This window comes from Falsigemmobacter intermedius, assembly GCF_004054105.1.
GTDB classification, from domain to species: domain Bacteria; phylum Pseudomonadota; class Alphaproteobacteria; order Rhodobacterales; family Rhodobacteraceae; genus Wagnerdoeblera; species Wagnerdoeblera intermedia.
Genome location: NZ_SBLC01000004.1, coordinates 202,799 through 212,979, shown reverse-complemented (window position 1 = coordinate 212,979; position 10,181 = coordinate 202,799). Strand labels below are relative to the sequence as shown.

The window sequence follows — 10,181 nt, the reverse complement described above, 5'->3', positions numbered from 1 at the left end:
GGGCTGCCAAGCCTTGCCGAGCCTGCCGCCCCAGAGCGTCGAGGTGCCGTCGCTCCACTGCCAGGATGAAACACCATGACCGTTCACGACCGCCTTCGCCTTGAAGGTCTCCATCACGGCATTCAGGGCCTCCATGTTCTCAGGCTGATGCTTAACGAAAGCCTCTGTCAGTTCATCCTTCAGGCGGTTGCGCGGCTCAGACCGGATCCTGCGGGCGGGGACTTGAGGGCTTAGCGTGAGGCGGCCATCGTCATAGGGCGGCTCCGGCAGGCAGAGGTGTGTGCAAAGATCGCGATGAACCGCCGTGCAGGCCGCCTCCGAGGTGCGAGCCTCCAACCGACGACCGGCAAAGTCACGAAGCGCGATGCCCGTGTGGACATGGTCGCAATCTTTATCGGAGTGACGGACCGAGAACCAAGGAGTGGTCTCGCTGTCGATCCCAAGCCCCTTCATCGCCCGAGCGACGATCTTCAGCCACAGCTCTTTGGAAGCCTGCAGCCCTTTTGGCAGGGATAAGATGACATGCAGCAGACCGTCTTTTGGACCTGCCAGGGCTTTGAGCCTCTCTTGCAGCAATTGGGGCACCAGGACGGGCAATGTCCCGCCAAGCAGCTCAGCTCCCTCCCGCATGGTATAGTTCATCAGAACATCGGGATCGGAATGACGTTTGCAGTGCGGGCGCATCAGGACCTCTCCTGCAACGAACTGGTGATCAGAAGGCAGGCCTTGCTAATCTCATCGACGGTCCGGCGGATATCCTCCTCGACCGCGGCGTTCCGGTCATCACCCAAGGCGCTCAACAGGTCATTGCAGAGATGGCCCAAGCCGCCAATGTGGCGCGCGATCGTGTTGAGATCGGTCTCCACCCCGCTCAGTGCCGATGCCATCAGATATGCCGCGCGGGTGGCATAGCCCGCATTGATCTGCCGCTCGTCGATCTCCTTCAGCACGTCCAGTTCGACGCGGAATTTGATCTCCTTGGTTTTAGCTTTGGTTGATCCAGACCTCGCGGCCATCTCAGAACCTCCTCACGACGGACGAGGCTCTTGCGGATCGGTCATCTCTCCGCCGCCTCTTCTGATCTAATAGGAAGGATTTCGGAGAGTGCACGTTTTTAGCTGAAAAACTTTTCGATTCCCGATCCGGAATATGTGGATAACCCCGAGCGAGACAGGGAACGGCAGGTTCATGAGGCGAGGATTGCCGAGCATGCCGCCATGAAGATGTCGGCCTGAGATCCGAGATGTGGCGAACGTCCATGGAAAATCGACCGCCATTTTGGGTGAAATTGCCGTTCGTCTATGCTATGGTGGTTGAGACGCAGGAGATCATAGTCCTCGATCCACCCTGTCTACTGATCCGATCTGCACATTTTCTAACAAGCAAAACGGATCGCGCTTCGAGTGCCCCCTTGCTGATGTGTGTTCGACGTGGAGGGGAATAGGCGCCTCCTGTAAGAACCTAGAGAGAGTGCCCATTTCCATTTGTCGGATTATGCGGGCCGGTTAGTTTCCCGAGTTTTGGCAAATGTTGTCGGATCGAAAGCGCAAGGTTGGGCGGCGAAATATGCCCCATGGGACGTCAGTCCAACATTCGAAATTGTTTCGAAGCCCTCTTGCTTGTGACCTTCTCAGGCAAAGCCATCCCCCTGCTCTTGAGCCAGCTCGCGATCAAGGATGTCGTCACGCCGCGCCCTCATGGCATCAACGATGTCCATGCCGTGCAGCTCAGTGCCCACTAGGATTAGATCCAGCAGGGCCCATGGGCTGTCGAGGCGGAAGATGTCGAGATACTCGGCCAAGCGATAGATCAGGCTGCCATCCTCCTTGAACTGGAAGGCCGGGTAGAACCACACGTCGCCACGTTCCAGCGCGAGAACCTCGGCGTTCTCGCGCATCTCGGCAAGCCGCTCGGGTGTCAGGCCGAAACGGCCCAACATCTCGGCGTTGTCCAGCATCGGTCCGGCCTTGATGAAAAGCTCGGCTTTATGACGAACCGCCAAAGCACGGGCACGAGCGAGTGGATCGTCATTCATCTTCATACCCCTTTGGCGCTCCGATTGGTCGGCAGCCTAGCACACCTAGTAACCTCAGCCTGGATAATTATGCCCCGTCACGGCGATGACCGCAGGCACATAGCTCGGTCGACCGAACTGGTCTGCGATAACCGCCGAATGCACGCCATCTTGTTCCATAAGATGGATCACGAGCTGGGTCATCCACAGGAGGTCATCCGCAGTATAGATACGGACAAAGCGCGCATCGAAACGGGTCGGCAGCGTCTCAGGTGTTGCGCACAGTTCGTCGATGCTGATCCGACCCTCCTCGGCGCGGGCCAAACGGCGCGCCTCGGCCCGCCACTCAGGATCATGCTGCTCTGGTGGGACGGCTCGGCTGATACTCGTCCGGCGCGGGGTCTGGCAGAGGACCAACTTCACCGCGAGGTCCCACAAGAGTTTCACCGGGAAGTCGATCCCCTCTTCGATATGGCTCATGGCTTGCTCCTAACTTTATCTATTTTTTAGATAATCTGAAATTCAGGTCAAGGTGCTTTCGTTTCCAGCGCGAGCCTCCATGACCAAGACCATACATAGCCCCGGCCAGAAGGCCCTGATCGAAGCCCTCACCAATGCGCGGAAAGAAGCAGGCCTCTCGCAGATGGCACTGGCGGAACGCCTGCACTGCCACCAGTCCATGATCGCCCGGATCGAGAGCGGTGAGCGGCGTATCGATGTGGTGGAGCTGGTGGTGTTAGCGCGGGCCATTGGGGTGGACCCAAGCGGAATCTTACAATCAGTTGCAGCCAAGGTCGACGCCCGGCAAGGGCTGTGATGCGAGGATATGCATCCGCTTTTTAGAGACGCTGTTCGGAAATTGAAATTCGATGATCGAAAGTGGACTGCCCCTAAGGGCAGGAGGTGCCGATCTGAGTCAGATCGGTAGGAAAAAAGAATATGCACCATGCGGAAGCTCGCATGGTGTCTGGGTCCAGTTGAAGGTCCGATTGTAGCAAGTCATCGTGTGCTCCCACTGAGTGGTCCGGTTTGATTGTTAGTGCATTGTGGGCCTCTGGTCCATTTGCATGAAGGTTTCTGGGGCCAGTGGCCTGTAGTTCAGGGCGCTGTGTGGCATGGTGCCATCTTGTGGATGGTGCTTTAGATTGTTTCTGTTATGTTTCCAGTCGGAGGGCGCTGTCAGGAGAGTAAGATGCAGTCTGTCGAAATGTGTGCTGGTGCTGGTGGTCAAGCTCTTGGGCTGGAACGCGCTGGATTTGGGCATAGCGCACTGGTGGAGATCGATAGCCATGCTTGTCAGACTCTCCGTTTGAACCGCCCACATTGGGATGTTCGCGAAGGCGATCTTCGCAGCTTCTCAGGAACTTCGTTTGCAGGCGTCGAGTTGCTCGCAGGTGGCGTCCCTTGCCCTCCCTTCTCCGTCGCTGGAAAACAGTTGGGTAAAGACGATGAGCGTGATCTTTTTCCTGAAGCTTTACGACTTGTCGACGAGATCAAGCCGCGGGCTGTTATGCTGGAAAACGTGCGCGGCTTCCTAGATGCCGTCTTCGTAGATTATAGATCCTCTTTGAAGCAAACGCTCACCAAGATGGGATATGTCACTGATTGGCGGCTTCTGAACTCCTCTCACTTTGGCGTGCCGCAATTGCGTCCTCGCGTCGTGATCGTAGCTGTTAAGCAGGAGTTCGCGGATCGTTTTGAGTGGCCGGAGGAACGCAATGTAAACCCTCCCACAGTGGGCCAGGTGCTACGGGGCATGATGGCTGCACGTGGCTGGTTAGGTGCGCAGAAATGGGCCGAGCGCGCAGACGAAATTGCCCCGACGATTGTCGGTGGCTCCAAGAAGCACGGCGGCCCGGACCTTGGCCCAACGCGCGCCAAGCGCGCTTGGGAAGCGTTGGGCGTCAATGGAAAAACCATTGCTGAGGAAGCGCCAGATCCTGATTTCGTGGGTATGCCTCGGTTAACCGTAAAAATGGTCGCAAAGCTTCAGGGGTTCCCTGATGATTGGGAGTTTTATGGCCGGAAAACCCATGCCTATCGGCAAGTAGGTAATGCATTTCCGCCGCCGGTAGCTGAGGCGGTCGGCCGCAAAATTCATTTTGCTATCGCCAAGAGGATCTACGCAGTCGCATGAAAACCTTACCTGTCAGCCAAGTTATCTCGGGGCATATCGATTTCCCCTTACTTTCGGGGCTGGCAGGAGAGATCATTCGCTTAGCTGGCGGTGAGAGCGAACTTCGGTCTTGGTTCCCTAAGATGCTGAGATCTGCCGTCGATGATGTGGTGGACACGGCCAACACCCGCCGACGCTCTTATGGAGAGTTAGAGAAGACTGAAAAAACCTATCTCGGCACTCGCGTGGAAATCCTGGTTCGTGGAAAGCTCAGACTCCCAAAGGGGCGTTTGGACTTTCTGGTGGCTGGGCGTGATGTGGACATGAAGTTCACGATTACCGGCAACTGGATGATCCCCAGCGAAGCATTAGGGCATGTGTGCCTAGTAGCGGCCCTTGATGAGCAAAACTCGCGATGTCACCTCGGTATTTTCGTTGCTCGCCCCGAGTATCTGACAGGAGGAGTAAACCGTGATGGAAAAAAAAGTGTCTCAAGCTTTGGGTTCTCACAAATTTTGTGGCTCCTGAAGAATGAGCCAGTTGAAGAGAATTTCTGGCGAAGCATCCCTGCTGAATTGGTTGATGAAGTATTCAACGCCGCGACAGGCAATGACCGCATAGTTTCACTGTTTCGTGGCGTATTAGATCGACCGGTTGGAAGAAGAGTTGTCGAGGAGGCTGCCGCTCAGAAGGACTTTATGCGGCGGTTACGAGCGGATAAATCGCGTGGCACCCGTGGCCGGTTACTGGCCGAGGGAATTGTGCTTTTGAATGGCACATATGATGCCGCGCTTATTTCTGACTTGGGGCTGCCTCACTGCGGCCAGAGTGAATTTATATCTCACCGAGTGCAAAGCCATGAAGTCGCCGTTTGTGCACGACATGGCTGGAATGTTGCGGCATTTGACGTTGCCCCCTGACGTTGCCCCCTGACGTTGCCCCCGAGTTTTGTCCAACCCAGGCGAGCCTCAGTTCGTTAGTTGATCCCCCCAACACTGGACCACCCGGAGGCAGATCTTTTCGACCTTTGAGGTGAGACCGCCTTCTGCACCACTCGAAGTTGGACTTTTCGGGGATCAGATCAAGCTGGGCACTACCGAGGCTTCGCTCCTGCACAGGATTCAAGTTCGATCAGGCCCGCCCGCACACGTTTGGTGACCGTGCAGCCCGTAAGCTCATCCGAGTAACCTAGCGATGCATTCTGAAGCACTGTGCCGCTTATGGTGACATAGCTTACGGGGTGGTGTGTATGTCCAAAAAGCCAAGCGTCAGGCCTATATTCATGAACGATAGCCCCCAGGTCACTTGCGAAGCATGGGGACAGTAGGGAGTTCCTGCTCAAGGCACTCCGAAGGGGTGTGTGATGTGTCACGATGAGGGTCTTTCCAGCCCATGGCCTCGCCAGTTCTTTCACCAGCCACTCCCTTTGACGGTTGTGAGCATCAATGGTGTCATAAGGGGTCGCTGGCCGTTTTGAAGCGCCCAGTGTGATGGCACCTTGTGCATAGTCCGGCATTAACAGCTGTGCGTTTTCGATCGACTCCGCTACCGCGGCCGCACCTTTTCCCTCGTAAAGGCGCATGTCCGTCCAAAGAGTTGCCATTAGAATGCGTGTATTCCCCATACAAACATTCAGGCATTGTCCGAAGGTGCAGCCGGCGTCTCGGCAGATCAGGCTGAGTTCAGCATCCAGGCTATCGAGGCTCCCCCCGTAATAATCATGGTTTCCTGGAATTAAGATCGTCTGTTTCGATGGGTAATATTGGTTGAGCCAACGGATCGCGTCAGGCCATCGCTCAGCGGCACGCTCTGTCAGATCTCCTGCGATAATCAAGGCCTCTGCTTCTCGACCAGCCTCTTCAATGGCTTGGCCCAGCTCGTTCCTAAAGTCTGAGCAACTAATTTGGTCCAAGTGAAGATCTGCCAACACCAAGATTTTCATTGGCTTCCTTCCAGATGACGGGGTGGACTGAGGATGTGAGCGGCCCAGCTCAGTCAGACTCGGGCATGCTGTAGAGTTCGTCTTCCACGATTTCACCTGCCAGAGCCCTTGCAATGCAGCGAGAGACCACATTTGCAGCCATCACGAGGCTGCGGTCCGCCACATGCGCATAGCGCGAGGTCACCGTGCGCTTTCCGTGTCCGAGAAGACCCGCGATGATCAGTTCCGAAAACTCCATAGTTGCTGCCACCGAAGCGAAGGTGTGGCGCAAAGTATGCGGGGAAACCCCAGCGATATCGGCCTTCGCGCAAATACGTTTCAGGGTTTTCGGCAGCCCGACGTAGTGGCCATCCCCGCGACAAGCAGGGAAAATCCAGCCATTTTCAGGAAGCGGCAGTGACTCGAAAGCTGCCTTCCCAATCGCACGGGTCTGCGCCCCCCGCTTACTGTCAGGCAGGTTAATCGTCCCGAACTTCGGCAACAGATAAGCCGGCTTGATGGTCAGAGCCTCATTGCGGCGCATACCAGTCAGGAGGAGGAGACGGATCACCGCAATCCCAGTATCTCCTTCTTCAGGACTGTTGCTCAGCACGGCACCCAAGGACCGCAGTTCGTCAAAGGAAAGATAGCGCTTCCGCTTTCCAATGGGCGCCTTCTTTACTTTGGCAGCCACGTTGCGCTGTGCGACATTCAGGTTCACGGCATGGTTCAACATTGCCCCCAAAATCACAACAGCGCGACTTGCAACGCCCTTACCGCCCGTGGTCACGCCCGCACGCCCTTCTTGCTTCTTGGCCGTCTTTCCGGCCGTGATGTCAGCCTGCATCTTTTTGACGTCCTCATAGCTCAGGCTCGCCACCTTCCGATCGCCAATCAACGGCAGGATGTGCACACGGATCTGGCTTTCATTGGAAAGGTAGGTGTTCTTCTTCCAACGCTCCTTTCCTTCAGCAATGTAGCGCTCAGCCAGTTCGCGCACCGTCATCGCCATCCGCTTGCTCTGACGCTCGTCAGAGGGATCGCCACCTTTCGCAACTTCGCCCAAGGCAGCCGCTGCGAGCTTCCTCGCCTCATCCGGCGTCAGGGTCCCGACCCTGCCCAGAGACATTTTGCGAGACTGCCCTTCCGAATTGCGATACTTTACGAAGTAGGTCGCCTTTCCGCTGGGTAGCATCCGGACCCCGAACCCGATCAGGCTCGAGTCCCAAAGATAGGTTTCCCGATCAGGGTTGGGGACCAGTTCGGCAAGTGCAGTTTTCGTGATTTTAGGCATCTCACTTTCTCCGCTCTCTTGGTTCCGTGGAACCAATCTGGAACCAGAACTGGTCAAACAGGCGCTAAGCCCCGCAAAGCCAGTCCAACGACATGAGTGAGATTAGCACACTAGATTCAAAGTCTTACCCATCCCGGACAAAGACGATCAGCCCCAAACAAAGCCGCGAAAATCTAATGAAGCATGTTTCGTAATGATGGGGTCGGGGGTTCGAGTCCCTTCAGCGGCACCAGTATTCTTCTGGAATACCACCAAAAAACGGCCGCCCTTCGGGGCGGTCATTTGCTTTGCGGGGGTCGCGTTCACACCGTGGGACCAGATTTGAACCATGGACCCGAAGGCAGCGTCACGAAAAAGGGAAGGTGGGCCTTTTGGCATTTCGGCTGGCGCGTCGAATATCCGCGCACCTCACCCTGAGGTGCGATTCTGATCGGCAACTCTCTGTGAACTGCCGTGGATTTTCATCCTTCCGCGACCGGAGCCGGTAGCTGATTTGATCCGCGGCTCAACTCTGGACCGCCCGAAAACTGAAACTTTCGGGCTTTCAGCCGGATGCAGGCCCCGGAATCCCCATTTCGCAGGGCGTCGGGATGGCCCGACGCCCGCGCTGTCATCAAAGACCGGAGACGAGGTGCCCGCCGTCAACCGCCAGAGTGGTCCCGGTGATATAGCTGCCGGCGTCTGAAGCCAGCAGCAGCAATGCGCCGTCCAGTTCACTCTCACGTCCGAGACGACGCTGCGGGATGCGAGAAATCAGAGCAAGACCCGGTTTTGTCTGGAAAAACTCCGCGTTGATCGGGGTTTCAATATAGCCCGGGCAGAGAGCGTTCACACGGATGCCATAGCGCGCCCACTCAAGCGCCATGGCCTTGGTCATCTGGACCACCGCGGCTTTCGACGCCGTATAGGCGACAAGGCCACCGCCTACACGCAGCCCGAGGATCGAGGCGATATTCACGATCGCGCCGGGTTTACCCGCTGCGCGCAGCGCGGAGGCTCCGGCCTGAGCCACCAGAAAGCTGCCGCGCAGGTTGGTATTGATCACCTGATCGAAAGCCTCAGCCGGCATATCGATCGCCATGCCCTCTCCCGAGATCCCGGCATTATTGATCACAATGTCAAAGCTGCGCTGCGCAAAGAGCGCCTTTACGCTCGCCTCATCGGTCACATCGAGATCAACCGCATCCGCCTCATAGCCCTTTGTCCGCAGATCAGCGGTCACATCGGCAAGCTTATCCGCGCGGCGCGCAGAGAGCGTCACCTGCGCTCCGGCAGCGGCAAGCACTTCGGCAAAATGCGCACCAAGCCCGCCCGATGCCCCGGTAATCAATGCCGTTTTTCCGCTCACGTCCAGTTTCATCGTCTCTCCCCCTCATCCCGGTCGATGCCGTCGCAAACATGGCCGCCCCCTGTGCGGCGTGCAAGAGAAAGACGAAGGCGAAAGGCGGATCGCCCGGCCGGAACTGAAAGGCAGCGGCCTTTGAGGGACGAAGCGGTTTGCGTCGCCCTGCCCCCGTTCTGTCATTGCGACGCTCTCGCGGGCATGATGGTATGCCCCGGGCCGATCCCCACCCGCAGCCGGGCGGGATGCCCGCCACAACAAACTGAGGCCCGCTGAGACGGGCCGGATCCGGGTCCGCCCGGTGATCAGAAGACGCCCTGAGGGGGGAGCCATGCTGAGCAACAGCGACATTCACGATCTTACCGAATTCCGCCGCCACCTGCACCGCCATCCGGAGGTCTCCGGGCAGGAGGAATGGACGGCCGGGGAAATCCGCAAAACCCTGGCCGCACTTCATCCGGCGCAGATCCTCACCGGACTGGGCGGCCATGGCGTGGCTGCGGTCTTTGAGGGCGCGGCGCCGGGCCCCACCGTCCTCTTTCGCTGCGAGCTTGATGCCCTGCCGATTGAGGAGCTGACGGGATCGGAGTTTGCTTCTGAAATTCCCGGAAAGGGCCATCAATGCGGCCATGACGGCCATATGGCAATTCTGACCGGCCTGGGGCGGCTGATCGCGCGCCGCCCGCCGGCACGGGGCCGGATCGTGCTGATGTATCAACCCGCTGAGGAAGACGGATCCGGTGCGGCCCTGGTGATCGCGGCCCCCCGCTTTGCTGCGCTGAAGCCGGACTGGGCCTTCTCGCTGCACAATTTCCCCGGCCTGCCGATGGGGGCTTATGCCGTGCAGGCGGGCGATGCCAACTGCGCCTCGCGCGGGCTGAAGGTCGTGCTGAGCGGACATACCTCTCATGCGTCAACCCCGGAATATGCGCTCTCTCCGGCGCTGTCGCTTTCGCGGCTGATCCCCCAGGTCATGGCCATGGGGCCAGGCGGCGCACAGCTCGATGAAACCTTCCGCCTCGTCACGGTGACCCACGCCAAAATGGGCGAGGAGGCCTTTGGCATCACCCCCGGGCGGGCCGAATTGTGGATGACCCTGCGCACGGTGCGGGACGCGGCCATGGAGGATCTTCTCAGCGCGGTCACCGCAGCCGTAGAGGCCGAATGCGCCGCCACCGGGCTTACGGCAGAGTTCAGCCATCACGATGTCTTCAACGCCTGCACCAATCATCCCGAAGCCACCGACCGCATTATCGCCGCTGCCGAAGCCGCCGGAGTGCCGCGTTGCGAGGGGCAGTTTCCGATGCGCGGCTCGGAAGATTTCGGCCTCTTTGGCAGCCGCGCAGGCGCGAAATCGGCCATGTTCCGTCTGGGCTCGGGGGTGGAGACACCCAACCTTCACAATCCCGATTACATGTTCCCCGATGAAATCATCGCCCCCGGCGTGCGGCTTTTCCACCAGATCGCCCGCGACCTTCTGGGGTAGCACCAGCG

Annotated in this window: 11 protein-coding genes; 4 read left to right on the top strand and 7 right to left on the bottom strand. The window is 58.1% G+C overall.

Annotation, left to right across the window (positions count from 1 at the left end; translation table 11 throughout):
* The 4 genes from EP867_RS04435 to EP867_RS04420 all read right to left on the bottom strand — a co-directional run.
* Positions 1-684, bottom strand: a 684-nt coding sequence (locus EP867_RS04435) for a relaxase/mobilization nuclease domain-containing protein (RefSeq protein WP_206616307.1), incomplete at its 3' end; no start/stop codon positions are given.
* A complete protein-coding gene (locus tag EP867_RS04430) occupies positions 684-1,016 on the bottom strand; it encodes a hypothetical protein (protein ID WP_128486989.1) in 333 nt (110 codons plus the stop codon). The genes EP867_RS04430 and EP867_RS04435, both read right to left, overlap by 1 nt.
* Before the next feature lie 614 nt (positions 1,017-1,630).
* The gene (locus EP867_RS04425) at positions 1,631-2,041 is read right to left on the bottom strand and encodes a hypothetical protein (protein WP_128486988.1); all 411 of its coding nucleotides are present in this window, start codon (positions 2,039-2,041) and stop codon (positions 1,631-1,633) included.
* A gap of 48 nt (positions 2,042-2,089) precedes the next feature.
* Positions 2,090-2,494 carry a hypothetical protein gene (locus tag EP867_RS04420; protein ID WP_128486987.1) on the bottom strand — a complete coding sequence of 135 codons (405 nt, stop codon included), beginning with the start codon at positions 2,492-2,494 and terminating at the stop codon, positions 2,090-2,092.
* A gap of 79 nt (positions 2,495-2,573) precedes the next feature.
* On the opposite strand from EP867_RS04420, the gene EP867_RS04415 reads away from it, so the two are divergent.
* The 3 genes from EP867_RS04415 to EP867_RS04405 all read left to right on the top strand — a co-directional run bounded on the left by EP867_RS04415 (position 2,574) and on the right by EP867_RS04405 (position 5,050).
* Positions 2,574-2,831, top strand: coding sequence for a helix-turn-helix domain-containing protein (locus EP867_RS04415; protein ID WP_128486986.1), 258 nt, complete (start codon positions 2,574-2,576; stop codon positions 2,829-2,831).
* A gap of 375 nt (positions 2,832-3,206) precedes the next feature.
* Positions 3,207-4,151, top strand: a complete 945-nt coding sequence (locus EP867_RS04410; protein WP_128486985.1) for a DNA cytosine methyltransferase — start codon at positions 3,207-3,209, stop codon at positions 4,149-4,151.
* Complete coding sequence (locus EP867_RS04405; RefSeq protein ID WP_128486984.1) at positions 4,148-5,050, top strand: NaeI family type II restriction endonuclease; 903 nt, start codon at positions 4,148-4,150, stop codon at positions 5,048-5,050. The genes EP867_RS04410 and EP867_RS04405 overlap by 4 nt, the downstream gene beginning before the upstream one ends.
* 173 nt (positions 5,051-5,223) lie before the next feature.
* Here the strand turns inward: EP867_RS04405 and EP867_RS04400 are convergent, their stop codons facing one another.
* From EP867_RS04400 to EP867_RS04390, 3 genes are all read right to left on the bottom strand, one after another.
* Positions 5,224-6,072 carry a metallophosphoesterase gene (locus tag EP867_RS04400; protein WP_164888757.1) on the bottom strand — a complete coding sequence of 283 codons (849 nt, stop codon included), beginning with the start codon at positions 6,070-6,072 and terminating at the stop codon, positions 5,224-5,226.
* A 49-nt stretch (positions 6,073-6,121) separates the two neighbouring features.
* Positions 6,122-7,345, bottom strand: a complete 1,224-nt coding sequence (locus tag EP867_RS04395) for a tyrosine-type recombinase/integrase (protein WP_128486982.1) — start codon at positions 7,343-7,345, stop codon at positions 6,122-6,124.
* Positions 7,346-7,958: 613 nt separating this feature from the next.
* Positions 7,959-8,705 carry an SDR family NAD(P)-dependent oxidoreductase gene (locus EP867_RS04390; protein WP_128486981.1) on the bottom strand — a complete coding sequence of 249 codons (747 nt, stop codon included), beginning with the start codon at positions 8,703-8,705 and terminating at the stop codon, positions 7,959-7,961.
* Between the two features lie 313 nt (positions 8,706-9,018).
* On the opposite strand from EP867_RS04390, the gene EP867_RS04385 reads away from it, so the two are divergent.
* The gene (locus tag EP867_RS04385; protein ID WP_128486980.1) at positions 9,019-10,173 is read left to right on the top strand and encodes an amidohydrolase; all 1,155 of its coding nucleotides are present in this window, start codon (positions 9,019-9,021) and stop codon (positions 10,171-10,173) included.
* Positions 10,174-10,181 lie beyond the last annotated feature (8 nt).